The following is a 25,866-nucleotide window of genomic DNA, read 5'->3' on the forward strand; positions in this document are numbered from 1 at the left end:
TTTATATACATTATTACTATGTTTGAGAATATTTATTAACCATTGATAATTATTAATTAAAAAAAATGAAATATTATATCCTAATCTTATTAGTGTGCCTAACATTTGGCTTGCTGAGAGCTCAAGATGAGCGCATTTTGAAACGGATTGTCCCGCCTTCTCCAGAAGTCACCGCTCTAGGAAAAGTTGTCAGCACACCTGTCTCACTGTATACGGGTATCCCCAGCATCACAGTACCGATATTTACTGTAACGACCGCAGAAATAAATTTACCAATATCCCTAGATTATCACGCAGGAGGGATTAGAGTCGATGAAATTGCGAGCTGCGTTGGACTCGGTTGGAGTCTTAATGCTGGAGGAGTTATTTCTTCAAAAGTTGTGGGATTACAGGATTTTGCAAATGACGAACCAAATTATATGACATTAAGGAATGATTATGATTTTTTTAATAATCTAGCTGATTATCAATGGGCAAAACGCGTTGCCGCTGGGGAGTTGGATACGGAACCCGATAATATTTTTTATAACTTTTGTGGGCGCGGCGGAAATCTCGCTGTCGTGGGGAAAACCAATGGGATACGCAATTATATAACGATTCCTTATGAGCCATTAAAAATAGAAAATAACGGACGTCGTATTGTGGATGAGAAAGGAGTTAAATATGTATTCGGTGAGGTAGAAACGGTAGAGGTTTCGATGCCCGATAACTACGTAGAACAGCCTTATGACGGAGAAACACGTAAATTAACTAGGATTGAATCTCCTACGGGACATTGGATAGATTTAGAGTATATCACTTCAAGTTACCAATATGTACAGGGAAGGGTTCAGTCTGATTTCCATGTACTGCTAAATCAGTTCGCTACCTATACGGTAGGGTTTGATGATCTCGCACCTTTTGATAAGATTGCAACTAGTACAGTTTCAGGAGCATGCTATCTAAAAAAAATAATTGCTGATAATGGTACAGTCGTAGAATTTATCTATGACTCCAGTGTAGCGCGACGGGATCTTCCGTCTGCCAAAAAATTAACTCAGATTGATATTTATAGCAATAATAATTTAATAAAGACCTACAATTTACAACAATCTTATTTCGGACCCGAAGGAAGTTATTCGCAGAGTTTACCTGCAGATAATTTTCGGCTAAAGTTGGACAAAGTGATTGAGAGCGGTAAACCTCCCTATGAATTTACATATAATGCAAACGGAACTAATAAATACCTGCCGGCAAGGAGCTCGTTCGCTCAAGATTCTTGGGGATATTACAACGGTAAAAATGACAACACGAAATTGTTGCCCCAATTTTATACAGTGGACGGTCAGAATATCAATGGAGCAGACCGCGAACCGAATGCCGTCTTCATGCAGTATGGAATTCTGAACGTAATAAAGTATCCCACAGGTGCTACATCGACATTTTTTTATAAGGCAAATGAATATACGCTTCCCGCGGGAAGGCTTACAGGTAATAAGATACTAACATCTCAGTACGCAGGAAATAACAGTGCGGGAACCGATCCTCCTACAGTGTTCAGCGTTCCGGCAAATGCTCAGGATATAAAATTTACTGTAACCTCTACATGTCCTACCGAATCAGGTGGGGGCGCAAGTATATTTTTACGAGCTGCAAATAATCTTGACATGTATGTAGTTCGATTTCTTAATGGAGTACAAACGCAGATTATTAATTTAGATACCGCCCCAGCCCTGGGAGGTTCTCTTGCTGGTAAGAGTTTTCTTGTAGATTTTATTTTAGAGTGTGAATCTTGTTGTCCCAACGGTTATTTTGCGGGTGTGTTGTCTTGGAATATATTGGAAGATGAAGTAACAACTGTGCCTACAAATATAACTGTCGGAGGTTTAAGGATAGAAAAGATAGTTACGTCCAGCAAGGGGGATGGCAGCGATAATATGACACGTGTATATAAATACGATAACCCAGAGACGGGACTTAGCAGTAGCGGAATTACACCTAAAATACGTCCGACCTTTACACAGCGTTATTTCAAAAGAAAACTGGTAACTTATCCGCAGCCGGCCTATTTTAATTCAGAGTATGTAAAACGTGTCTCAAGCAGTGTTACTCCGTTGGGGGCTTTTAAAGGAAGCAATATTTGTTATGAATTTGTTTCAGAGCTTGAGGGAGAAAACGGAGAAAATGGCAAAATACAAAGCAAATTCACTTACTACAATGATCTGACAACTAATGAGAGTATTCCAAATGTCCCATATACAGATTACGATTTTCTTCGCGGATTACTTATCGAACGAAAGATCTTTAAAAAGAATTATGCCACTGGCGGATTCACACTAAGAGAGTTGCAGGAGAACCAATATCAGATTAACCACAATCCCATCAATTTTTGGGCATACAAGGACGGAGAGACCTTTAACGAAAAAAACATCCTTGGAATGCGGCTGCACCAACTTCTGGCAGAACTTGATGAAACACAGGCGATAGGGCCAAATTCCCCTTCTACACATTATTTCGCTAGGGCTGAATATCTATATTCGTTTTACAAAAAAGTAAGAGCTTGGTATTACTTAAAACAAACGGATGATTATACTTATTATTCTGATAATTTAGACTTTTTTACAAAAAAGACAACACAGTATTTTTATGACAATCCACTTCACGCACAGATTACAAGATCTGTAACCTATGGTAGTGACCAAACGGTACTTACCAATAGAATAAGCTATCCACAAGATTATCTGGCCGGAACAACTTTTATAGATAATCTAGTTGATAATAATCTAATTTCCTTCCCAATTGAGCAGGTCAGTTATTCTACGAAAGGGAGTGATGTCAATATTCTACATGGAACCATTTACAGATATTTTAATGGAGGAAAGGGCTTTTTGGAGAGGGAGCAGAAGATTAACCTCTCTAATCCATTGCCGCTTGCGCAATTCAAGTTCTCGAATAATAATTTAGGGGTATTTCCTGATAATAATAGTTTAAAGTCTTTTGTGTCAGATAGTAGATATATAGATAAAATATCTTATCTATATGATACTGATGGTAATCCTGTTGAAATCAAGAAAGTTGATGGACCAACAACTACTTTGCTATGGGGCCACAAAGGTCGGTATCCTATTATAAAAATTGAGAACGCATCGTATTCAGAAGTTTCGGCGATTCTAGGTCAAACGCTTATAAGTAGTCTCTATGCGGTAAATGTTTCTGAATCAGCTATTAATATTGCAGCATCTATCTTGCGTAACCATGCTATTTTAACAAAAGCGAAAATAACTTCCTATACTTATTCTCCCTTAGTTGGCATGACAAGTATGACGGATACGCGTGGGATCAAGGAAACCTATGAATACGACGGCTTCCATCGCTTGAAGAGTGTCTTGGACTTTGATAGCAATATTTTGAAAAATTACCAGTATAATTATAAACCATAAACAGCCTGATCGTGAAGAAATCCATTTTTAGTTCTATTCTGATATATCTGGGTGTTATCCCTATAGGTTTATTCGCCCAGAGCGATACGTTGAACGCGCATCTTTCCGAAGGACAGCTCTCATCATTTTCTGCGCAACCCTATTCATCCGGAATAACGATTCCAATTATCAAAGACAATATATCCGTATTATCTCCATCGATTAGCTACGGGGGCGCCAGAATATTCGCTGTTGATCAACAGATAGATTGGTCCCCTACCGATAATGGAGGAGGAGCTGACTTTGGCGTAACTGTTGACCAGACGATCACGGGTTATTACAATCCGCTCAATACGGTGCTGAAATCGGACAATACCTTATATATAGCGAATGCAGGATACCATACTATTATGCAGCGTACTTCTTCCGGTACGCAGACAGTGTTAGCGGGTGGAAATAGTACAGTTTCGGGTTACGTTAACGGGACCGGTAGTACTGCGCGTTTTAAACATCCGAGTTTTCTGGCGATGGATGCATCTGGAAATATTTTTGTTTCCGACCAGCAGAACCACCGTATCCGTAAGATAACCCCTGCCGGGGTTGTTACAACCTTTGCGGGAAGCGGTTCCATAGGTTCAGCCAACGGTACTGGGACAGCCGCATCGTTCAACTACCCGATGGGCTTGGCATTTGATGCATCCGGGAATCTGTATGTAGCAGATGCCTATAACCATAAGATCCGTAAGATCACAACTGCCGGTGTAGTAACAACAGTTGCCGGCAGTGGGACAGCCGGTCTATTGGACGGTACGCTCCTGAATGCACGGTTCAACTATCCGATCGCTTTATCCTTTGATAGCAACGGAGAACTGTATGTAGCGGACCGTACCAATAATGCGGTGCGTAAGATCAGCGGCAATGATGTGACCACTATAGCAGGAGGCACGTCGGGCAATCAGGATGGAATCGGTACAGCGGCCAAATTCCAGGTAAACAACCTCATAGTAAACAAGGGCAATATTTACTTTGTGGACCAGACGAACAGTGGGCTGAAATTTCTTTCGCCTTCGGGAAAAGTGACCACAATTTCCACCAGTGGAATGTTCACGAGTCCTTTTGGTCTATCCATGGGCCCCGACGGCAAATATTATCTCACTGAAAATGCAAGTAACCAGATCAAGAAGGTAACTATACAGGCTGCATATACGATCAGCCCTGCACTTCCAACAGGGCTCACGTTTGATATTTCGACGGGAAGAATAACGGGCAAGGTGAGCACGACGCTTGCCCAGCAGAGCTATACTGTAACGGCACGTAACAGCGGCGGAACATCAACGGCAACGGTCACTTTCACTATATCTAACGATGGGGTATTGAACCTGAGTGCGGGTCAGAACTATATTGTTACCCGTACGCCTCGCAATCCGGGCTATCTTACAGCGGCTTCCTTGGAGGGTAAACCTGTGGAAGATGTTAACGTTGACATTCAATATATTGATGGTCTGGGACGCTCCTTGCAGACGATCCAATGGCAGGCCGGGGCAAATGATAAGAAAGATATTGTCCAGTACATCGAGTACGATGGCTTAGGGAGGGAATCTATAAAATACCTTCCCTATGCTGAGCAGACCGGCAATGATGGCATTTATAAGACTTCGGCGAAGACGAGTCAGTCGAATTATTACAAAAGTACGGGCTGGGACAGCCACGTGAAGAAAACGGATTATCCGTATTCTGTTACAGTTTTCGAGAACAGTCCGTTAAACCGTGTACTGGAACAGGGGGCTCCGGGAGCGGCCTGGCAGCCTGCAGCTACACGCAGTTCGGTAACTACGGCTTCGACTACGGGTCATACAGTGGTGTCGGACTATGGAACAAACACCGCGAGCGATGTACGCCTATGGCAGATCACGGCCACTGGGGCAAGCGGTACGACTTACTATGCAGCTGGCAAGCTCTACAAAACGGTCCTTAAGGATGAAAACTGGATAAATACGAGCGGCAAAGGCGGTACCGTAGATGAATATAAAGATTTCGAAGGCCGTGTGGTTCTCAAGCGTGTTTGGGAAAGCGATAGCAAAGCGCTGAACACGTACTATGTATATGATGATTTCGGAGACCTGCGTTATGTGGTTCCGCCTGGATATACAGCTACAACAGTCACAGATAATAATACGGATTTCAATGAATTGGTGTATACCTACCGTTACGACGGCAGGCGTCGATTAGTGGAGAAGAAGATCCCCGGGAAAGGCTGGGAGTATATCGTTTACAATAAGAACGACCAGCCTATACTTACGCAGGATTCTGTGCAACGAGCAGCTAGAAAGTGGAACTATACGAAGTATGATGCATTTGACAGAGTGGTCTCTACGGGGATCTATACCAATACGACAAGTGGGCAGATTACACGCAAACAGGTGCAGGTGCTTGCCGATGCCGTAAGCAGCCAATGGGAGAGTCGTGTAGGAGCGGCTTCCTATACCAATGTGAGCTTTCCAACGACATCCGCCCAAATAGCGGAATACACGGTGAACTACTATGATGATTATGCCTTTAAGACCTTGACTGTACTGCCCGCTACCTCTGGACTGGACAGTACGGCTATGGTTACTGGGCTGTTGACAGGCACGAAGGTGAGCCAGGATGACGGTAGTGCACCGCTGCTTACGGTGAACTATTATGATAAACGAGGAAGACTGATCCAGTCTGTTGCGCAGAACCATTTGAGCGGTACGGACAGGGTAACGAATACGTATAGTTTTGTCGGTGAATTATTGACATCTCAGCGTGAGCATATTCCCAGTTCAGGTAGCACGACGACGATCCTGACTACGAATAGCTACGACCATGTGGGTCGGTTGAAGGATACAAAGAAGAAGATCAATAGCCAGACAGAGGTCCTGCAGAGTCGGCTTGCCTATAATGAGATCGGTCAGCTCAAAACGAAGGATATCCACAGTGAGAACAGTGGAACGAACTTCCTGACCACGGTAAGTTACGGCTATAACGAACGGGGCTGGGCAACGAACATTGCTGCCCTCCAGTTCACTGAACTGCTGAACTACAATGTCAATACAGCCGGAACGCAGCTTACCGCAGCACAATATAACGGTAATATCGCGCAGCAGCTCTGGGGGCATGCAGCAACGACGAGTAGTACGTTCAACTACAGCTATGACAAGCTTAACCGGTTGGCGAACGGTACAAGCTCGGGTACGACAGTGATGATCGAGGCTTTGACCTACGATGATATGGGTAACATCAAGACGCTTGCCCGTAATACAGGGAACACGACGACAACAACTTCGACGACCTATACGTATAACAATAGTGGTAAGAGTAACCGTTTGGCCAGCTTATCGGGTAATACGAATACCTATACATACGATGTGAACGGTAATGCCACGAAAGACCGCCTTGCGACTACCTTTGCCTACAATTACCTGAATCTGCCGAAGACAGCAAATAGAACGGGTACAAGTGTAGCGTATCTATACGATGCTACGGGAGCAAAACTCCGTAAGACAGCGACGGTAGGTACAACGGTAACGCAACGTGACTATATCAGTGGAATCGAATACAGTAAGACGGGGACGGGAAGCAGTACAATTGATATGATCCTGACGGAAGAAGGTTACTTGCAGAACAGCAGCGGTACCTATAGCTACCATTACAACCTCAAAGATCACCTGGGTAATGTACGTACAGTTATCAAAAGAGGAACAGCTTCGGCTACTACAGTGGATATCGTACAGCAGCAGGACTATTACCCGTTTGGAAAGACAAGGGCTCTTGTAACAGGTGGAAATAATAAGTATCTTTATAACGGCAAGGAAGTTCAGACGGAACTTGGTGACCAGCTGGATTACGGGGCAAGATTCTACGACGCAGAGATAGGACGGTGGAATGTGGTGGATCCATTGGCGGAGACGATGCGGAGGCATAGCCCCTACAATTATGCTTTTGACAATCCGATACGTTTTATTGATGTTGATGGATTATTTCCGACTCCTAAAGAGGCGGCTGCAATGTCTGCTTATGTGTATGGAGATTTAGATAAAAAATCGCTGATTGGAGGATGGGAGATTTCAAATTTGGAATTAGATGGAGTAGATTATGAAAATTCAAAAAGTGGATTTAAATCCATGCTTTTTGAAAGAAAATTGGAGAATGGGAAGGTTGAGTATACATACGCTACGGCAGGTACAGAAGATATTAAGGATGGACTTCATGATATCAGTCAACCATTCGGTTTTTCTTCCCAATATGAGCAATCAGCAGATAATGCTAAAAAAATAGTCGAAGCCGTCAGTGGTAGTGAATTAGCCTTTACAGGACATTCTTTAGGCGGTGGTTTGGCAGCAGCGAATGCAATGGTTACGGGAGGATTGGCTATAACCTTTAACGCGGCCGGTGTGGGATCGGATATGGCCTCGAAATTAGGTACAAGCCTTGATAAAGGAAAAATTATCGCATATTTTATGAAAAATGACCCATTGAATATGGTTCAAAATGACAACAGTTCACAATTAGGAAGGGAGATGCCGAATGTAAATGGTATTCGCGTAATGCTCTCTCCTTACAGAACATCTGGAGGTCACGGTAGTGGAAATATTTTAAAAGAGTTGGGGGGGGATCCGATTAAGCGCAGTTTTCCCGCCAAAAATCCGTTGACTACCTTTTCAAATTACATGCGAAATTCAATTAGATAAGTTTTAGTATGAAATTTTTATTATTATTACTATTGGCGATTGTAGTATTTTCATGTAGTGATCATGAAACTTATTTGTCGTCAGATTTTCAGATCTTCAAAGGTACAAAATCCTGGAAATTAGCTGCTTTAATTAGAAGTGATGACAGTGAGGGTATAAAGAAGGAGATATCGAAAAATAAATCACTGTTGTCATTTCAGGAATCAAAATATGGAATGACGGTACTTCATCTAGCAATCATCCATAAGAAAATGAATGCATTCAAAACTTTACTGTCTTTAGGGTTTAATTTAGATTTATACGATTTCGACAACGGAGCTTCGCCATTTTTATTGGTTTGTGGTGAATTGGATGAAAAGGAATACTATCCATATTATTTAATGCTTGTAAAACATGGCGCTGATGTAAATCAGAAGTTAAATAATTCCAAAAAGAATATTGATGTTTTGGATTATTCAGCGTTAATGTATGCGATTTCTAAAGGAAATAAGAAGATTGTTGAAAATCTTCTCCTTTCGGGAGCACAGATAAATTATCGCAGTTCAAAAGATAGAAATGCATTTAGCGTTGCTGTTCATTCAAATCGTTTGGATTTAGCGTACTTTTTGATGATGAAGGGAGCTGATTGCAATGCTAGGGTATTTACAAAATATGATGCATATCAGAAAGCTGAACCAGTATACGCTTGCGAATACCTTCAGGAAAGTAAATTTCTAACAAAAGACGAGTATTTTTATATGGTAAGAAAGCTTATAATTAAAAAAGGCTGTTGTAAAACGATAGAGAGTGGGGGATAAAATATCTATGTAATCGTTCCTTAGCAGCGCTTTACTATGGCGAGTAATCTTATTCAAAACGTAGAAGAACAATCAATAAAGCGGGAAGACTTCAGTTTCTTAAATAGTGAACTCGACGAAAAGGATAATGAAATCTTTATAATGGCAAGGAAGTTCAGACGGAGCTTGGTGACCAGTTGGATTATGGTGCTAGGTTTTATGACACAGAAGTAGGTCGTTTTAATGTCATTGATAGGTTTTCTGATAAGTATTTTGCATTATCTCCTTATCAATATGGTGGTTTAAACCCTTTGAAATATATTGATGTCAATGGGGATTCAATTAAGGTCGTCGGTTCGATGGAGTTTAAATTGCAATACATAAAAGATGTTAGAGTATTGCTTAAAGATCCAGTTCTACGACAAGTGTTTGAATTCATCTCTTCTAATAAAGAAACAGTTTATGTTAGTGAAGTTAAAGCCGAGAAATCAATTTTTGGTAATGATGATGTCAGTAAAGAAAATTATGATAGAATGAAAAGAACTGGCGTTTCACATACAGGCAAAGGTGTTGAATTAGAGTATGCGCAACTTGATGGAGTTAAAATGCAGGATGTGGAGGCGACTAATTCGGCGGTTACTTTAAGCCATGAATTGACACATGTCAAAGATATTTTTGCAGGCGAAGAGGGACGCGATTTGAAAGAAGCACGTCGTCTGAATGTTAATAATAGAGAGAAATTTGTTACTCAGAGAATGGAAAGACGTGCAATAATCAATGAAAACCGAATACGTAAAATGTTAAATATGCCAGAACGAAAAACATATTTAGGGGTAAAGTTGATTAAGTAACAGAGTTGTAATTTTGATCATAATTTTAAAATCTAACAGAAAAATGGAGGTTGTAAACTGAACTGTGTCAAATAAAGAATTTTTATATTAGACACAGAAAATGGGAAAAGAGGAATTTGACTTTGAACGCTTCAAAGAGGAAGCAATGCGAGGCCTTTACGAAGGAAAGAAAATGGGCGGTACAGATGGTGTTTTTGCACCGATGCTGAAACATCTTCTGGAAAGTATGTTGGAAGGGGAACTAGATCACCATCTACAGGAAAGTAAAGCTTCGGGGGATATTAACCGTAAAAACGGGAAGGCAAAAAAGACCGTACGTAGTATTCAGGCGGGACATTTCGAACTGGAGAGCGGTCGTGACCGAAACGGCACTTTTGAGCCTAAGATAGTCCCAAAACGTCAATTGATCATTACAGAACTGGAAGGCAATGTTATCTCGATGTATGCCAGGGGGATGAGTACAAGAGATATTTCGAGCTATGTCAAAGAGATGTATGCCATGGATATATCAGCTACGGAAATCTCCAATATTACTGACAAGGTCATTCCTTCCCTCAACGAATGGCGGAACCGTCCGCTAGAATCGGTCTATCCCTTTGTTTTTCTGGACTGTATGCATTATAAAGTTAAAGATAATGGTAGTGTGCAGACGCGTGCGGTGTACAATATACTTGGGGTGAATCAGGATGGTCGAAAAGACCTGATCGGCATCTATCTTTCAGAAAATGAAGGCGCGAAGTTCTGGCTTTCGGTACTGACGGATCTCAAGCAACGTGGCGTTGAAGATATTCTGGTTGCGTGCATTGACGGTTTAAAGGGATTCCCTGATGCCATCGAAGCCGTGTATCCCAAAACGCAGATCCAACTCTGCATAGTTCACCAAATACGTTCAAGTCTGCGGTATGTTCCCGAAAAAGACAAAAAGGCTGTTGTTGCAGATTTAAAGCCTATTTATCAGGCCAATAATCAGGATCAGGGCTATGAAAAGTTGTTGGAGTTTGACGAAAAATGGGGCAGGAAATATCCCTTATCTGTAAAGGGATGGCTGGATAATTGGGGAAACCTGTCTACCTATTTCGAGTATTCACCCGATATACGCAGAGCTATTTATACGACAAATGCCATTGAGGCGATGCACCGCCAGATTCGAAAAATCACGAAAACGAAAGGGGCATTTACCTCCGATCAGGCGCTATTGAAGCTCGTTTACCTGACTATTAAAGACATTTCAAAGAAATGGACTATGCCTATTCGTAACTGGGGATTGACAATGCAACAATTACACATTAAATTTGGAGATAGAATTAAGGCCTTCGGCAACTCCTTTTAGGGTTCGCACTCGAGGCTTTCAGCCTCTGAGCACGAACCCTAAAAGGAGTGTTGTGACACAGTTCGCTTTACACTCCCTATTGCGTAGAAATAATTCTCTAATATCAACTGCTTTATTTGTAAAAGTCTAACTTGATTATCTGAAATTTAATACGTTGTATTTTATGTTATGTACTATAAAATAGTTATTACGTTTTTTTTTTTGCGTGCATTGTTGTGTAAATTTTGTGTTTCACACTATGTCTCCTCTATAGGTCCTCCATATCCTGCACCTAATGTTCGAGTTAAAGTTGTTGATTCGCCACAAGGGGAAGTAATTGTTACCTCTAAAATTATTTGATTATTACCATATGGATTCCAATTACTAACATTTACTTGTATGAAGTTCCCATTATCAAAAGTCGTTATCGATACATTATTTGATTGGCTACGGGCATTCCAAACAATTGTATTTTCCAATGAACTATTATTCAATATAAAGGAATGAGAACCGGCATTTAGGATATTATTTCCGTCAATACTAGTTGGTAACATGCTGCCAATTTCAACAGTTTTAGTGTATTTATCGTATTGTTGTTGTGATTTTAAAGTCACTACCCCATTTATAGATCCTGTTTTAGTAATTTTCCATTGGTTATTTCCTAAAGCGGTGAGTGATGCGATTCCTGTGGCATTCTCTAAAGTTATCGTTCCAGGATAAGTTATCGTGTATGTAGCCTCAGAACAGATGTTATCAGGCCCGTCAAATTGTGTTTCCACAACCACAGGTATTGCCCTTTCTTCATGAACCACAAAAAAGCCAGTGGTTTGGCTACTACTTGCTCTAGACCTATAAGCAACAGCTAAACGGCCTGGCATGACGAAACTTGCTGGGATTTTTAGGAAGACCTGTTTCAATCCAGATGCTGTCGGGGTTCCATTTGGCCCTGTGAAATCTTGTGAATGGAAGGACATTGTATCAGTTGTTAGCAGGTGGTTTCCTGACGCATCAATAAAAGCTACATATGCGTCAAATATCGTTGCAGACCCTATTAAATCAGAAGAACGTTCTACACCTAGGCTAATGTCAAGCGTTTTTTCAAGTCCATTATTTTTTAAAATATACCTAGTTCCATTCGTATGTGTTAGTAATCCCGATTGATACAATGCAGTTGTCCAAGTAACTCCAGTGCCTTGTGCCAATATTATGTTTGCCACAATTGACATTAAAAAGAATAAAACCGATTTTTTCATTTTGTTCTCAATAAAAGGTAAGTTTCTGGATTAATGAATCCGTCGTATCTATTGAACTTGAAAACTTCTTCTTCTTGGTCGAAATAAAACTGTGAAGTGTCCATTCCTACGCATTTTGAGAACTGTAAATAAATAGAGTCCTTGGGATAGCTTTCACTTTTGATTGTTATTGTTTCGGTTTCACTTTCTTTAATAGAACTCTCAACAATTGGCTGTTTTTCACAGGCTGCTAGTAATACCAGTGTTAGACTTGGTAGCAATAATTTGGTTTGTTTCATAAACATTTTTTAAATTTATTTCTCTAATATATAAAATAAATTAATTTATTCAAAATGTTTTGGTAAAATTAATGAAGCTTTCGTTTAGAATTTGCCTAGATTTGGGCGGACATCAATTAATTGGATCGTTTAGATTGCATGTTTTAGCTAAGTACATGACAAAATTTGTATAATATTGATTTTTAGTTTTTTTCGTGATAATAGGGATTCCCATATATAATCGAGTTCATATCTGAATACAGATTTGGCTCTTCTTTCATGCTTTTTGGCTTTAGCTCTTGATCAATATAATCTTCAACCTTATAGCACCAGAGAAATGCTATCATGGTGAGAAGTATTAGTTTTTCCAACTTATCCAAAGCCGTTGGGTGTGTGTCTTCAAGATTGAATCCACTGGTTTTCATTGCCCTGAACAATGTTTCAATCTGCAATCTTTGTTTGTAATAAGACAACGCTTGATCTAGCTTATTCAAAGACACCAGTCAGATCGAGTTCATCAACCGCGACGCCAAACAGTTCACAGGGCTGGAGAACTGCCAGGCAAGAAGCGAGAACAAACTGGACTTCCACTTCAATCTGGGCCTGACGGCCGCAAGGATCATGCGGGCTACGCCGGTATGACCTTAATGCTTGATAAAGCAACAGGCGGAATGGGAGATATGATGGGCTCGCGATCAGCTGGTGGACGATCATCTCTGCATAATTTATTACCTCGAACACTAAGAGCGGGCGTTACTGTTCTTTACAAGGGTAAAAATGTACCTGTTTTTCGAGGTGGAAGTACATTTAAATTGAGAAAAATGGACTATAAATTAACGAATGAGGGTTATGTTGAAAATAAACGTGGAATATCATTAAATACCGATGCCTCCTCTTTGTCTAAATTTGGAGGAGCATATAGGATTGAATCTCTGCCCGAAGGGCTAAAAATCATCCAGCGAGGTAATGATGCTGGGCATTTTGAAATCGTTCCTGTAAATCGAAACTTGACGGTTCCTCAATTTCAAAATCTCCTCGATCAAGTAAAAGTTTCACCAGTTAAAGAATAGCAAATAATGGAAGAATTTAAAATTTTTTGTTTGGATGATAGTGAATATATGGACTTTGAGAGTTTTTATAAAGGCTATCGAATAGATGTTTATGTATTACTAAGTAATAAATATTATCAATTAAGTGTTTATAATCCGACTCGGCTAATACAAGACTTCGATAGTGATATTGAATATCAAGGTTATTATAATCCCGACGTTAATCTTGTTTTGGTTGAGGATATTACCCCCACTACGATTAATTTTATAGTAGGCAAATTACATTACCGTTCTTATTTTACGCACATAAAACCTATTGAATTGACAGAGGAAGAAATAACTGAACTGAAACCGTTCATTGTTAGAGAAACTGACTTTTAGAAGAATAGCGAGGCACGAAACTGTTAATCAACGTATGTTGGTTTGATTAGGAAGAGGTGATGAATTGCGGCAGGTTTAGCTAACTCATGACAAATTCTATTATTGAGATGATATTGGTTTCTTTCTTCAAGTGAACATATAGATCAAAGGCGACAATATTTTCCTTACCTTTAATTTATGAATACGCAGTTGCCTATAACAATTCCAGAAGATAAATTGAATGAGATCGAAGCGATAAAACAGGTTATTATCGACTTCGTCAATCCCGACAAGATTATATTGTATGGCAGTTATGCTAGGGGAGGCTATACCGATCAGGTATATATGAAGGATGGCATAAAATACTTCTACATTAGTGACTATGATTTGATCGTCATTACTGATAAAACGCAGGTGAAGGAATTTCAGCTTGCTGATGAATTAGAAAAGCGTATCAAAGCACGTCCAGATATCAACTTCTTCATGTATGATATTGAATACTTCAATAAGGAGCTTTCAACCGGCAATTACTTTTTTGTTCCTGTTTACTACGAAGGAGTGTTACTATTTGACAAAGGGCAAAAAGAACTTGTTGAACCCCAGCCATTGTCTATTGAGCAGATTCGCAAAAATGCAGTTGAATATTATAAATTCTGGAACGAGAATATTTTGGAATTTTATGAAACATCTCAAGATAAACTACAAAAATCAATAGAAGGTACTACTAGACCAGGACTTACACTGTGGTTTCAATTTCAAACCATTGAAGCAATATACAGTGTTTTGTTGTTAGTGTTTATGGGAATCAAACCAAAACTTCATAACTTAAAAAAATATCGACGTTCTGTGAGCGCACTTTCAAAGGAAATAAATGAGATTTTTCCTGATGTAAATGATAGTTATGAAAGGAGATTGTTTGATCTTCTGAACCGTGCTTATATAAGTGGTAAATATAAAATGGATTTTGAAGTATCATTAGATGACGTTAAAGAAATAGATAAACGCTTAAATAGACTAATACCACTTGCAAATCAGATATGTTTGCGCCGTCTAGAAAGCCTTTCTTAGCCGTTAAATTAAAAATCAATTAAATCCTTTAGCGAAATTTGTAGAGCGTCTGCAAGAGCTTTTAGTGTCAGTAGTGATGGTGAAGATTCTCCTTTTTCAATTCTGTGTATTTGACTAAAATCAATTTCTGATATCTGTTCTAATTTTCGTAGACTTACTTTCTCAGTGCGAATTTTTCGACCTTCACGAATATCCTTTAAATGCTGTCCGAACTTTTTTGAAAATTTGTCTTTATCAATACTCATCAAACAAAAGAGCTCAAAACGAAAAAATTAATTGTAGGATTATTTCCATATATTAAAAGGTGTGATTATATTTGGAAAAGAAATTATAGATTTAAATATATTCCTCGATCTGAGACCTAAAAAACAATTGACGATGAGGAGAAATGTTAAAGAAAAGATTTAATCAAATAAATAGAAGAATAGGTTCCCATTCCGTTTCAATAGACGGTTTTTTAGGGCTAAAGATCGCGAAAAAGGATCCAATTTCTTTTTTTTGCAGTACAACAAAGCGAGCCGCTAACGGTTTACTTCTGCTGTGCTTAGTCATTTCGCCTCCCGAATAGGGGTGCGATAAGTTTTGCCGAATGCAAAGGGAAATTTGAGCTGTAACTGTTTGCAACTTGAGTTATTCACGGTATACCATGCTAACGGTTTCACCTTCTTTTCCAATGTATTCTGCACCGGTCACACTATTTGAAGAGCTGTGAAAGTATTCTGCTCTTTGGTTAAAGATACTGGTCCATTCTTAAAATTTCCATACTATTGGTATCTTTTTCCCATTGAGCACATAAAATTTCCAGCTTCGCAGATTTTCGGATGGGTGACCGGATTTTTTACCGTTTTCGGAGTGTTTCGTACAGGAACCGTATTACCGCTTATGAATATTTGAAAGCATTCCGACCTTAATTTTTTTGTTTAACAGTGCTGTTGTTGGGTGCTTTTTATCCTGACTGACCGTACATTTAACCCATTTGATGAATGCAAAAATTACGCATAGGGGAAAGCTATGTCCTGTTTCGAAGGATATGCACCCTGATCTACAGGTACCTTTTCAGGTCAAAAAACAACCGAAGCCGGACGCTTTATTTCCAGTGCTTAGGTTTCCAAAATATTCAGCAAAAAAACGGGCATCTGCGGAAGATAATTCCAATTCAGGTACCCCTTATTTCCCAGGTACCTGTTAAGTACTGTTCAAGTACTGATGTAGTACTAAGCGAAAAGTACTTAACTGGAACTAGAAAGGTACTTTATGGGTACTTAAAAGTACCCCAAATTGGCTCTCCTTTTTTCGTGAAAATAGGTGATTTTGCTCATAGTTTCTTCGACCGCTGTTCGGTTGTTGTTCGACTCGCTTCGAGCTGGACTCGAAAAGCTCTCGAACAAGCCTCGAAGGAGGTACGAAGAAGTGTCGAAGCGTATCCGAAGAACACTCGAAGAAATGGATTCCCGAAGAGTCTCCTGCATTCGCTCCGGTTTTTCAGATTTCAACGATCTACAGTAGTGTACCCACTGCTGATAGTTTTAACAGTTTTGTTGTTTAGTAATCAGTTGCTAGCTCAGGAGCCCCGCAAGGACAGTGGGGCCGATGGGCTTCAAACGTTCCGCCAACTGAAGGGGGAGGTACGCTCTGCTGCGGATGGAAAAGCTATTGAGGCAGTATCGATCCACGTAGGTAGCGAGCACAGCAGTACGGACAAGAACGGCAGATTTAATATAAATGTAAACGCAGGGGAAGGAACAATTGAACTGAAGCACCTTGCCTTCAAAACAAAACGTGTAGCCTATGATCCAACAACTACCTTTTTTACCATTGAGCTTGAACCGCTCGAAAACCTAATTGAAGATGTGGAAGTGGTCAGCACCGGTTACCAGACGATCTCCAGGGAGCGGGCCGTGGGAGCATTTGACCATATTTCAAAGGAAATATTGGAACGTCAGGTGCAACCCAATATCCTTGAACGGTTGGACGGAGTAAGTAACGTGCTGTTCGATCGGAGAAATTCAAGTAATACCCTAACACAGATCCGGGGAGTTTACACCCTTTTGAACGAGACCATGTCACCACTTATTATCCTTGATAATTTTCCATTTGAAGGTGATATCAGCTCCATTAATCCTGCCGATGTTGAGTCTATTACAATTTTAAAGGATGCGGCGGCGGCTTCAATATGGGGAACAAGGGCCGGCAATGGTGTGATTGTGATCACTTCAAAAACGGGCAAAGGGGCCAAGGGGACGGAAATCAACTGGAACTCGACACTGTCAATCCAACAGAAGCGTGATCTTTTCGGAAGGAGGATTGCCTCGTCTTCCGATTTTGTAGATTTTGAAAGTGAACTGTTTGATCTAGGATACTTCGACGACTACCTATCCAATCCCTATAAAATGCCTGTGAGTGAGACGGTGGAGATTCTGGACCGTACAAGGTCCGGACAGTTGTCTGCAGAAGAATCGGAAAATGAGCTGAATGCTTTGCGGCGACAGGATGTACGTCAGGATTTTATGGATTATATCTATCGCAATGCTTCGAGCAGACAGCATTCCTTATCACTGATGCGGAACAACGGAGGCTCGAGTTCACGTTTTTCGGTGGGGTATAACCGAAATATTTCGGAGCTGATAGGCGATGATGATAATCGTCTGACCATGCGCTGGACACAGGATATGCAACTTAACAGGCGTCTAAAGCTGCAGCTGGGATCGCTCTTTACCGGAACCAACCGCACAAACAATAGCCTTGGTGCTTTCGGTGAGGGGGAATGGTTCGACGAGTACGCGCAGGTGATCCCGATATATTCAAGGCTGAGGGAGGATGATGGCAGCTCATCGGTCATGCTTAAACGCTTTCGCAAAGGATATACGGATGGTCTGGAGACAGACCGGCTTTACGATTGGAACTATCGCCCACTGGATGAACTTCAGCTGAACGACAATGTGTCCAAAACCCAGAATATCCTTGCAGATCTAGGGCTGCAGTACCTTATCACAGACGGTCTGTCGCTGCGGCTGAGCTATCAGTTCCAACAGCAGAGGACGGTCAGACGTGACAGCCATGTGGAAGAATCGTATTTTGTCCGTGATCTGGTGAACAACTATACAGACCTGCAGACTACCGAAAGCAGTTCCATCTATCCGGTTCCGCAGGGCGGTATATTGGACCAGGTGAGGTCGGATATCTCCTCGCACAACGGACGTGCCCTGTTGGACTGGAACAGGAGATTTGGAAAGGAACATGCGTTGACGGCAATGGCCGGCAGTGAGTGGAGGACAAGTGGAACAGTTGCAAACACGGCCCGATCGTATGGCTATGACCGTAACCTGAACACGCAACGGGTAAATTATACCACCCGTTTTAACAGGCATCTTTTAAGTGCGGCCACGATACCGTACATGGATGATTTCAGCGAAACGAACTACCGCTATGTTTCATATTTTGGAAATGCAAATTATGTGTACCGGGATCGGTATACTCTTTTCGGCAGTTTCCGTAACGATGCCGCAAATATATTCGGGGTAAAAACCCGTGATAAATGGACACCGCTATGGTCGGTGGGGACCAGCTGGCATGTCGCTAAGGAACCGTTCTATGACCAAGGACGGCTGCCCGATCTGAAGATACGGACGAGTTACGGCTACAGCGGGAATGTGCTGAACAATAGGAGTGCCTATACAACATTGGGCTATTATTCTTCGGCAACGCTTACGCTGCTGCCTTATGCCTCGGTACTCAACCCTTCAAATCCCGATCTGCGCTGGGAAAAGGTTGGGACGCTAAATCTGGGGATGGATATGTCGTCCGAACGATTCAGGTTCTCCGTGGACTATTACAGAAAGCAGTCCACCGATGTCTTTGCCACGCAATCGCTGGATCCTACAACGGGAATCACAACCATGCTGACGAATTCTGCAGATATTACGGGCAACGGTCTGGAACTCTCGCTCAACACGGTCAATATACAGCGAGCCCGTTTTTCCTGGAGCAGCGGATTTCTGCTGAGTTACAATACGTTTAAAGTGACAAAATACCTGAACGATAATGTAGCCAAAACAGGTTATGTTTCGGACGGAGCCACTATTTATCCATATGAGGGATTCAACCCGTACATGGTTGTCAGCCATCGCTGGGCAGGCCTCAACCCCGAAACGGGGGCTGCCCGGGGGATTTGGGATGGGGAGCCTTCGGAAAACTATGCGCAGATCATTCAAGGTACACCGAACGAAGAACAGGTATTGCACGGCCCGGCTACGCCACCGTATTTCGGGAACCTGCTGAATACGTTCAGCTACGGTCCCTGGTCGTTCTCCTTCAATCTGACCTACAAATTCGGATACTATTTCAGGAAACCTTCTCTAAATTATTACAGTGCGGTGCAATTTCTTGATTATCTGCCTTCGGAGTATGCGGACCGCTGGCAGAAGCCCGGTGATGAGCAGTTTACCGACGTGCCGGCATTTACTTATCCTGTGAATTCCGATGCCTCCACATTTTACACGTATTCGGAGGTCAATGTTGACCGTGGGGACCATATACGTCTACGCGACCTGCGTATTTCTTACAGGTTGCCTGTCCGGATAAATGAACGGTTTGCGATCAGGAGTCTGGAGGTCGGAGGATACTATAGCGGTGACCACCTGCTGTGGAAAAGAAACCGATTCGGCCTGGATCCCGATAATCCAAAAAATGGAAAAACGCCGTCGCTCGTTGCGCTGGATCTGAAGATCGTGTTCTGATTTTACCATAAATGATGAAAACCATGAAAAAAATATTGATGATGATGTTCTGCAGCGTAATCTGTTTTTGTTCCTGCAGTAGCTTTCTGGACAAAGTTCCGGATAATAAACTTGCTATTCCGGCGGATCTGTACGACCTTTCGCTATTGCTCAACAATCCGCTTCTTTTTACCAATCTTCCCTACGTTCCTCAGGTGCTATCGGACGATTACTATGTGACCGTATCAAGCTTCAACAGTGTCACGGATGAAAAGGTACGGGATCTTTATCTTTGGCAACGGCAGGAGAATGAGGGCTGGAATAAGCTTTATCAAGGTGTTTACAATGCGAATGTACTGTTGGAGGAACTTCCAAAGATCAGTTATGATCCGTCCAAAGAGCAGTCGGAATATGATCGGATTTACGGTTCTGCCCTGTTTTTTAGAGCTTTCTATCATTTCTGGACGGCGCAATTATATTGCAGGCCTTTTCGTGCAGCTTCAGCAGAGACGGATCAGGGTATTCCCATCAGAACGGGCACGGATATCGCTGTGCCCACCGTCCGCTCTACGGTAAAGGAAAGCTATGATGCGATAATTGCGGATCTTATGGCGGCTGTGGCTTTACTCCCGGTCGAAGTGCCGACCAGGACACAGCCGGGGAAGGCTGCCGCATATGGTTTATTGGGAAGGGTATTTCTCTGTATGGGGGATTACGAAAACAGTTACCGCTATGCGGACAGCTGTATCGGCCTGTTCGGAGAGGATCAATTGCTCGATTTTCGAAGTACAGCAGATATAACGCCTACGGCCACCCTTCCTTTTTCCGCACTTAACAGAGAGGTGATCTTTCACGCTATCGGCTATAGTAATGTGATTATCAATCAGGGGGCTGCAAAGATCGACACGGTGCTCTATACATCCTACGATGCTAATGATATCCGGAAAACGGCTTATTTCCGAACGAACACGGGAACTAATGCGGGCAGCTATGCATTTAAAGGGTCTTATGCGGGGTCTGCCACATCGATCTTTTTTGGTATTGCACTGGATGAGATGCTCCTGATGAGAGCTGAGACCGCGGTACGTCTGGGCAGTTACGATCAAGCGGTTTCCGACCTCAACACCCTTTTGGTCAAACGTTGGAAGCAGGGTACATATATCCCGTATACAGCTATGGACAGGGAGGGATTGCTCGGTGATGTGATGAAGGAGCGGAGAAAGGAGCTGCTGTGGAGAGGGCTCCGCTGGATGGATATCCGCCGACTTGATGTGGACAGCGATCTGATCGGGACGCCGACCAGAATGATGTCCGATAAGGTTTACAGGCTGGAAGCAGGTTCTGAGCGGTTGACGATACTCATACCGCAGACGGTGATCAATTACAGTAATATGCAACAGAACCCTTAGATTATGGCGAAGAAATTATTGTTGGCAGTGCTACTGCTATGTTCATGCCTGATATATGCTCAACCGGGTTTACAGGTCGGCGATAAATGTCCTGACGTTGAACTGAGCAGATATGTAAATGGAGAGATTCTTTCGCAGCGGCTTTCGTCTTTTGCAGGTAGGTATATTATCCTGGATTTTTGGAAAACCTATTGCGGGGCCTGTGTCAGCAGTCTGAGCGGAATGGAGAAACTTAAAGCAATGTGGCCGGACGGACTGGAGGTGCTCGCTGTGAACGATCAGCCTATAGATCTGGTACGTAGTTTCTGGGGAAGTAATGTGGTAACAAGCCAGCTTTCGATAGGCACCGTAGTTGGAGAAAATGATCTATCCCTTTTATTTCCCTATCTGTCGATGCCCCATCTTGTTATTCTGGATCCCGATAGGGTAGTGGTCGCGATAACCTATAAGGAATATGTCAACGCTGATAATATCTCCAGCCTTCTGAATGGTGGTACTCCATATTTTGAACCTAAGTTTGAAAATGGAAGCGATGGGCAAAAAAAGATAAATAAATCGGTGGAAAATAAGGAAGAACGATCGGCTCTGGGGAAAGTTTCCGTTTCCGGTTACGCTGCGGGGGAACGACGTACACTTGATCGGCCTTCTGTTGACACGCTAGGAGGTCTGGTCTCTTTGAAGTTTGTAAACAGGAGCCTGCCCGATCTTATAGCTTATACGATAGAGGATCCTGAGCTCGTCAAATTTCGCAAGCGTTGGTTCTATCTGTCGAAAGATCCATCAGAACTTTTTGTTACAGCCAGAAAAGAGAAATATAAAAAAGAATGGGAAAAAAAATACCTATATGGTTACAGGATCACTTTTGCCGAGGGAAAGCCTTTAGCACAACTGAAGCCGAAAATACGTTCCGATCTTTCGTTCTTTTTTAATCTGGATATTGTAGAGAGGGACTCGCTTATGCCGGTATGGGTGCTGCGACGGCTACATGAAAACGATAAGGTTTCTTCGGTTAAGAAACAGGGGAATTTTAATCTCTCCACATTGTACAATATCATGAATGCTGCCCCAGGTCTCCCCAACGTGTTGAATGAAACAGCTCTTCCGGATGATTTTGAGTGGAGTACGGCACAACTACCCCTGATAGATGCTGGTCTGCAAAAGATGAACGAGCAGCTCCTTCGTTTGAACCTCTATCTGAGAGAGGAGAAAAGGTTGGTAAAATTACTTTTTGTCGAGTAATTCAGCTGTAGAAAATGTAAAAGGGCTCCCTATTTGCGGAGCCCTTACTTGTTTTACTGCGACTGTTTTTCATCGATCAGATCTGATGGACCTGAACCGTTGCTGTAGGACTGTAATGCTGTGTACACCGGCTGCGCAGATGACAGATCCGGTCTGGATTGTCCTGCTAGGGTAACGGTTTCCGCATAGATTCCACAGAACTCGTTGGCATCATTACATGGACGCTCATCCTGATCGGAAATTCCTGTTGAACTGTAGTTTGCAGGATTCATTTTTTCCGTAGCAAAATTAACACTGTTGGGATTGGCGGTATAGGTGAACCATTGTGGATTTACAAGAACAGCTTTTTTAGGCTCTTCTTTTTTTTCTTTGTCTTTTTCACCCGCATGGGCTACAGACAGTGTTCCAACCGCTAGTAATGCACATATGGTAAGAGAGGCAAATAGCCCCTTGAATTTTGAATTTTTCATAGGAAAGAAATAAAAATCTTTAAATAAAATCAGTTGCTGATACCTTGATTTACTCGATGGTATCTGATCGAGTCAGTCTGATGAGAAGGATCTGCCGCCAGCCGATCTTTTCTCCTTATAAATCGCTCTACCGCAAAGGCGGGAAGAGGGCAAATTTTCGATTTCTTTTCATTTCTTAACTTGTAATAACGTTATAAATATCATTGCTTTTCAAATATCGGAAGCGCTTGTGAGGTATTCTGGCCTGCTTAGGGCAGGCTAATTTTAACTACTTTTGGATTTGAGGAGAAACTTTTGGGCTTTTTGAATGCTATCTCGTGAAACATTTAAAAAATCGGCTTGTTCTTGCTGGGTGGTTAACCGTTGTATTTCGGGCATGTATTTCGTGAAGGCCAAGTACCTTGAGAAAGGTTTCATAGGCCGTAAAATTTGGCTCTGAAGAAACAAGTGTCGTTGTTTTTTATTGTTTAAGATGTGAATGAAGGTGGCTATTTGTGGATCTTGGGCCTGTAGTAGTTCAATTGCTTTGTTGGGTATGCGGATAACGATGCCTGTCCGTAGAGCTACAAGGCTTCCTTCGCGAAGGGTACCGGTAAAAGGATGTAAGGTAGTCATGAGGCTGGAATTGGGGAGGGCGAAGGTTTGAATACGGCGCTTCTTTTTGTGTTTGTGCACTTCTTCGGTGACGCGCGCCAGTATGCCCTTGCATACAAAATAGATGTTTTGTGCGGGCTCATCAGCCCAATGTAGCACTTGGTTGCGCCGCACCGGGATGATCTCTAGGTTTTCCTTGATCCATTGGGTATGAAAATACTCTAGCGCACAGTGTTTGGACCAAAAGGCGAGTAATAGCCGTAAGCCTGGGTTGTTGTTTGTAATCTTTTCCATAAGCTAGGAATTTGTTGGAACGGCCAATTTCTTGTTTTTCGGCGGATTAGTTATATTTTATCTGTCAAAGGGTTTTTCTAGAGGGTAGAAATTATGAAAGTTACGTTTTAACGCTTTATGCATAGTTTGCTGTAAATTCACTCCCGAAAAAAGCCTTTCTACATTTTTTTTATGGAATAATAATTTAATTGTTGAAATTTAGTGCTAACTAAATTATACATAAGATGAACCTATATGTCCGTATATTGAAAAATCGGAGGGCTTTTATCCATCTGACTTTATGCCTGCTTTATGTGCTTCTGTTGCTGGTTTTGAATAGTCATGGTAAACCTTTGACCATGTCTCGCGTTGTGGCGCTAAGTGTGTTTGCTTGTGCTGGTATTGCTATGGCTTATTGGGTGAGGTACTGTATTATCTTATGGCGAAGGAAGGCCCGTGGGGTGTCGGCCATTATGCGGATATTGCTCAGTTTCTTTCTGCTGGGCTTGTTAGGTTATTTGTTATTGCATGGAATGGATACGTTCTTATCGCGTAACATAGTTAATCCGAATGCAAAGGTGCTCTGGTCTATATATTGGATCAACTATGGGATATGGTACCTTAATTTTGCAAAATATGGGATCTTGTTCTTTGTTCTGGATAAGGAATTATATGGCCTTTTGGATACTATGCTGGTAAGGTATTTTCCAGATTCGGTGATTCCTCTGGAGTTGCAAGTGACAAAAGAGGTTGCGAAGACTGAGCTAGTGATCAATGCGATGATGAGACATTTTTCGCAGAACTTTAGGACTCGTATTTCATTGTCCTTGCTTACTGTAGAAAAGTTTACGCCCGTGCAGGTAGATTATATGCAAGATCTGTTGAGCTATGGAGAGAAACATTTCTATTTTTCTCCTTCAAGGATTATTCCTTTGCGGAAAGAGATTGACATAACACGGAAATTTCTTGCTATCGAAGATTGCACGGGAATTCGCTTTGAGGTATCGGGCGATGTGAACGAAGCTTATATATTACCTTCGCTAATTTTAAGTGTTGCCAAAAATATGGTAAAGCATAGTGCTGTATCGGCGGATGAGCAATGTACGTTATTAACACTTCGGGTGGAGGAGCAGCAATTGATGATTTCTTCGCGTAATTTGGTGGCGGATAATCGGGAGTCGTCTTATAAAAGTAGTGGGCAGGGTTTGGAATACATGCGGAAGCAATTAGCGGAAACCTATGGAGATAAGATGAAATTTGAGGTGGAACAACACGGTGGTATATTTAAATTACTTATTCAGCTGCCGGTGAAACTGTAGCTAAAATCGCGACTATATGGTAAAAGCGCCTATGAGAATGGTGGTGATAGACGATGATCCACACTTTATTGCACTTGCTAAGGAAATTATATCCCAAATTGTGGAAGTGAAACTCACCAAAGCGACAACTGATGTGAAAAAGGGTATCGATTATTTGCTCTATTATGGTGCCGATATTTTGTTATTGGATTATGATATGCCGCAATTGAATGCTTTTGATCTTCTGCAACAGGTAGCTCTTTTGGTGGATCCTGCGGATTTGTCTGTGCGACCTATGCATGTGATCCTTTGCTCGGGGTATGATATCAAGGCTTCGGAACTCGGGAGGAATAAGATAACGGAAGTCCTGGAAAAACCACTCCATTATACGGATTTGATGGGTGCGATTAACCGAATTAAAAGGAGCTTAGCACGTATCCCTACGTTTAACGAACTACAGGGTGGACGTCAATATATGTTGCTGGATGAAAAAGAGACTGGAAAGACCATTATGCTTCATTTTAAGGATATTGTATATATTGAAGAAGATGATACCATGGCACGCTTTTACATGAACAATGGTAAGGCATACGAATATAAGGTATCGCTTGTTCAATTGAAAGAACATCTTCCGAAGGCTTATTGCATACAGATCTCGCGATCAAAAATTATTTCGGTACTCTATTTTGATTATCGAAAAGGGAATAGTGTGGTTTTGAAGCATTATCCGCAGGAGAATCTCGAACTGGGAGCAAAAGCTGCTTATCCTGGATTCTTTTGCTGGTTTGATGAAAATTATGGGCTGTAGGTTTATGTGTTTTTAATCGGCCTT

Annotated in this window: 19 protein-coding genes and 1 pseudogene; 15 read left to right on the forward strand and 5 right to left on the reverse strand. The window is 41.7% G+C overall.

Features of this window, described 5'->3' with window-relative positions; all coding sequences use genetic code 11:
* Positions 1 to 65 precede the first annotated feature (65 nt).
* The 6 genes and pseudogenes from ACSZOX_RS13920 to ACSZOX_RS13945 all read left to right on the forward strand — a co-directional run bounded on the left by ACSZOX_RS13920 (position 66) and on the right by ACSZOX_RS13945 (position 11,070).
* A complete protein-coding gene (locus tag ACSZOX_RS13920) occupies positions 66 to 3,419 on the forward strand; it encodes a hypothetical protein (RefSeq protein ID WP_437920651.1) in 3,354 nt (1,117 codons plus the stop codon).
* Between the two features lie 11 nt (positions 3,420 to 3,430).
* A complete protein-coding gene (locus ACSZOX_RS13925) occupies positions 3,431 to 8,113 on the forward strand; it encodes a DUF6443 domain-containing protein (RefSeq protein WP_437920652.1) in 4,683 nt (1,560 codons plus the stop codon).
* 8 nt (positions 8,114 to 8,121) lie between these two features.
* Entirely contained in the window at positions 8,122 to 8,910 is a 789-nt protein-coding gene (locus ACSZOX_RS13930; protein WP_437920653.1) for an ankyrin repeat domain-containing protein, read from the forward strand.
* Positions 8,911 to 9,059: 149 nt separating this feature from the next.
* Positions 9,060 to 9,212: pseudogene (locus tag ACSZOX_RS13935) on the forward strand (RHS repeat-associated core domain-containing protein); the annotation flags it as partial.
* Positions 9,201 to 9,740, forward strand: coding sequence for a M91 family zinc metallopeptidase (locus tag ACSZOX_RS13940; protein ID WP_437920810.1), 540 nt, complete (start codon positions 9,201 to 9,203; stop codon positions 9,738 to 9,740). The pseudogene ACSZOX_RS13935 and the gene ACSZOX_RS13940, both read left to right, overlap by 12 nt.
* 100 nt (positions 9,741 to 9,840) lie before the next feature.
* Entirely contained in the window at positions 9,841 to 11,070 is a 1,230-nt protein-coding gene (locus ACSZOX_RS13945; protein ID WP_437920655.1) for an IS256 family transposase, read from the forward strand.
* A gap of 236 nt (positions 11,071 to 11,306) precedes the next feature.
* On the opposite strand, the gene ACSZOX_RS13950 is transcribed toward ACSZOX_RS13945, so the two are convergent.
* Together ACSZOX_RS13950 and ACSZOX_RS13955 are read right to left on the reverse strand one after the other, a co-directional pair.
* Positions 11,307 to 12,266, reverse strand: coding sequence for a hypothetical protein (locus ACSZOX_RS13950; protein WP_437920656.1), 960 nt, complete (start codon positions 12,264 to 12,266; stop codon positions 11,307 to 11,309).
* Positions 12,267 to 12,762: 496 nt separating this feature from the next.
* Positions 12,763 to 13,053 carry a transposase gene (locus ACSZOX_RS13955; RefSeq protein ID WP_437920658.1) on the reverse strand — a complete coding sequence of 97 codons (291 nt, stop codon included), beginning with the start codon at positions 13,051 to 13,053 and terminating at the stop codon, positions 12,763 to 12,765.
* A gap of 144 nt (positions 13,054 to 13,197) precedes the next feature.
* Between ACSZOX_RS13955 and ACSZOX_RS13960 the strand changes: the two genes are divergently transcribed.
* From ACSZOX_RS13960 to ACSZOX_RS13970, 3 genes are all read left to right on the forward strand, one after another.
* Complete coding sequence (locus ACSZOX_RS13960) at positions 13,198 to 13,629, forward strand: hypothetical protein (protein WP_437920660.1); 432 nt, start codon at positions 13,198 to 13,200, stop codon at positions 13,627 to 13,629.
* A 6-nt stretch (positions 13,630 to 13,635) separates the two neighbouring features.
* Positions 13,636 to 13,989 (forward strand): hypothetical protein, encoded by a 354-nt coding sequence (locus tag ACSZOX_RS13965; RefSeq protein ID WP_437920661.1) that lies wholly within the window; start codon positions 13,636 to 13,638, stop codon positions 13,987 to 13,989.
* Between the two features lie 177 nt (positions 13,990 to 14,166).
* Positions 14,167 to 15,036, forward strand: coding sequence for a nucleotidyltransferase domain-containing protein (locus ACSZOX_RS13970; RefSeq protein ID WP_437920662.1), 870 nt, complete (start codon positions 14,167 to 14,169; stop codon positions 15,034 to 15,036).
* Between the two features lie 8 nt (positions 15,037 to 15,044).
* On the opposite strand, the gene ACSZOX_RS13975 is transcribed toward ACSZOX_RS13970, so the two are convergent.
* Positions 15,045 to 15,281: a helix-turn-helix domain-containing protein gene (locus ACSZOX_RS13975; RefSeq protein ID WP_437920663.1), complete on the reverse strand. Its 237-nt coding sequence runs from the start codon at positions 15,279 to 15,281 to the stop codon at positions 15,045 to 15,047.
* A gap of 734 nt (positions 15,282 to 16,015) precedes the next feature.
* On the opposite strand from ACSZOX_RS13975, the gene ACSZOX_RS13980 reads away from it, so the two are divergent.
* From ACSZOX_RS13980 to ACSZOX_RS13995, 4 genes are all read left to right on the forward strand, one after another.
* Complete coding sequence (locus ACSZOX_RS13980; RefSeq protein WP_437920664.1) at positions 16,016 to 16,225, forward strand: hypothetical protein; 210 nt, start codon at positions 16,016 to 16,018, stop codon at positions 16,223 to 16,225.
* A 346-nt stretch (positions 16,226 to 16,571) separates the two neighbouring features.
* On the forward strand, positions 16,572 to 19,772 hold the full coding sequence (locus ACSZOX_RS13985) for a SusC/RagA family TonB-linked outer membrane protein (protein ID WP_437920665.1): 3,201 nt from the start codon (positions 16,572 to 16,574) through the stop codon (positions 19,770 to 19,772).
* A 23-nt stretch (positions 19,773 to 19,795) separates the two neighbouring features.
* Entirely contained in the window at positions 19,796 to 21,160 is a 1,365-nt protein-coding gene (locus ACSZOX_RS13990) for a RagB/SusD family nutrient uptake outer membrane protein (RefSeq protein ID WP_437920666.1), read from the forward strand.
* A 3-nt stretch (positions 21,161 to 21,163) separates the two neighbouring features.
* Positions 21,164 to 22,399: a peroxiredoxin family protein gene (locus ACSZOX_RS13995; protein ID WP_437920667.1), complete on the forward strand. Its 1,236-nt coding sequence runs from the start codon at positions 21,164 to 21,166 to the stop codon at positions 22,397 to 22,399.
* Between the two features lie 53 nt (positions 22,400 to 22,452).
* Here ACSZOX_RS13995 and ACSZOX_RS14000 read toward each other — a convergent pair whose 3' ends face one another.
* Positions 22,453 to 22,869 carry a hypothetical protein gene (locus ACSZOX_RS14000; RefSeq protein ID WP_437920668.1) on the reverse strand — a complete coding sequence of 139 codons (417 nt, stop codon included), beginning with the start codon at positions 22,867 to 22,869 and terminating at the stop codon, positions 22,453 to 22,455.
* A 264-nt stretch (positions 22,870 to 23,133) separates the two neighbouring features.
* Positions 23,134 to 23,757, reverse strand: coding sequence for a Crp/Fnr family transcriptional regulator (locus ACSZOX_RS14005; RefSeq protein ID WP_437920669.1), 624 nt, complete (start codon positions 23,755 to 23,757; stop codon positions 23,134 to 23,136).
* Positions 23,758 to 23,981: 224 nt separating this feature from the next.
* Here ACSZOX_RS14005 and ACSZOX_RS14010 point away from each other — a divergent pair, with 224 nt between their 5' ends.
* Together ACSZOX_RS14010 and ACSZOX_RS14015 are read left to right on the forward strand one after the other, a co-directional pair.
* Entirely contained in the window at positions 23,982 to 25,055 is a 1,074-nt protein-coding gene (locus ACSZOX_RS14010) for a hypothetical protein (RefSeq protein WP_437920670.1), read from the forward strand.
* A gap of 16 nt (positions 25,056 to 25,071) precedes the next feature.
* Positions 25,072 to 25,842, forward strand: coding sequence for a LytR/AlgR family response regulator transcription factor (locus ACSZOX_RS14015; RefSeq protein ID WP_437920672.1), 771 nt, complete (start codon positions 25,072 to 25,074; stop codon positions 25,840 to 25,842).
* The last annotated feature ends 24 nt before the right edge of the window (positions 25,843 to 25,866 follow it).

The organism is Sphingobacterium sp. LRF_L2, assembly GCF_965644235.1.
Classification (GTDB): domain Bacteria; phylum Bacteroidota; class Bacteroidia; order Sphingobacteriales; family Sphingobacteriaceae; genus Sphingobacterium.

What these genes read in the sequence shown, in the direction of transcription:
- ACSZOX_RS13920 (WP_437920651.1), top strand. Translation starts at nt 66, where the DNA reads ATGAAATATTATATCCTAATCTTATTAGTGTGCCTAACATTTGGCTTG.
- ACSZOX_RS13930 (WP_437920653.1), top strand. Translation starts at nt 8,122, where the DNA reads ATGAAATTTTTATTATTATTACTATTGGCGATTGTAGTATTTTCATGT.
- ACSZOX_RS13945 (WP_437920655.1), top strand. Translation starts at nt 9,841, where the DNA reads ATGGGAAAAGAGGAATTTGACTTTGAACGCTTCAAAGAGGAAGCAATG.
- ACSZOX_RS13960 (WP_437920660.1), top strand. Translation starts at nt 13,198, where the DNA reads ATGACCTTAATGCTTGATAAAGCAACAGGCGGAATGGGAGATATGATG.
- ACSZOX_RS13965 (WP_437920661.1), top strand. Translation starts at nt 13,636, where the DNA reads ATGGAAGAATTTAAAATTTTTTGTTTGGATGATAGTGAATATATGGAC.
- ACSZOX_RS13970 (WP_437920662.1), top strand. Translation starts at nt 14,167, where the DNA reads ATGAATACGCAGTTGCCTATAACAATTCCAGAAGATAAATTGAATGAG.
- ACSZOX_RS13975 (WP_437920663.1), bottom strand. Translation starts at nt 15,281, where the DNA reads ATGAGTATTGATAAAGACAAATTTTCAAAAAAGTTCGGACAGCATTTA.
- ACSZOX_RS13980 (WP_437920664.1), top strand. Translation starts at nt 16,016, where the DNA reads ATGAATGCAAAAATTACGCATAGGGGAAAGCTATGTCCTGTTTCGAAG.
- ACSZOX_RS13990 (WP_437920666.1), top strand. Translation starts at nt 19,796, where the DNA reads ATGAAAAAAATATTGATGATGATGTTCTGCAGCGTAATCTGTTTTTGT.
- ACSZOX_RS13995 (WP_437920667.1), top strand. Translation starts at nt 21,164, where the DNA reads ATGGCGAAGAAATTATTGTTGGCAGTGCTACTGCTATGTTCATGCCTG.
- ACSZOX_RS14000 (WP_437920668.1), bottom strand. Translation starts at nt 22,869, where the DNA reads ATGAAAAATTCAAAATTCAAGGGGCTATTTGCCTCTCTTACCATATGT.
- ACSZOX_RS14005 (WP_437920669.1), bottom strand. Translation starts at nt 23,757, where the DNA reads ATGGAAAAGATTACAAACAACAACCCAGGCTTACGGCTATTACTCGCC.
- ACSZOX_RS14010 (WP_437920670.1), top strand. Translation starts at nt 23,982, where the DNA reads ATGAACCTATATGTCCGTATATTGAAAAATCGGAGGGCTTTTATCCAT.
- ACSZOX_RS14015 (WP_437920672.1), top strand. Translation starts at nt 25,072, where the DNA reads ATGGTAAAAGCGCCTATGAGAATGGTGGTGATAGACGATGATCCACAC.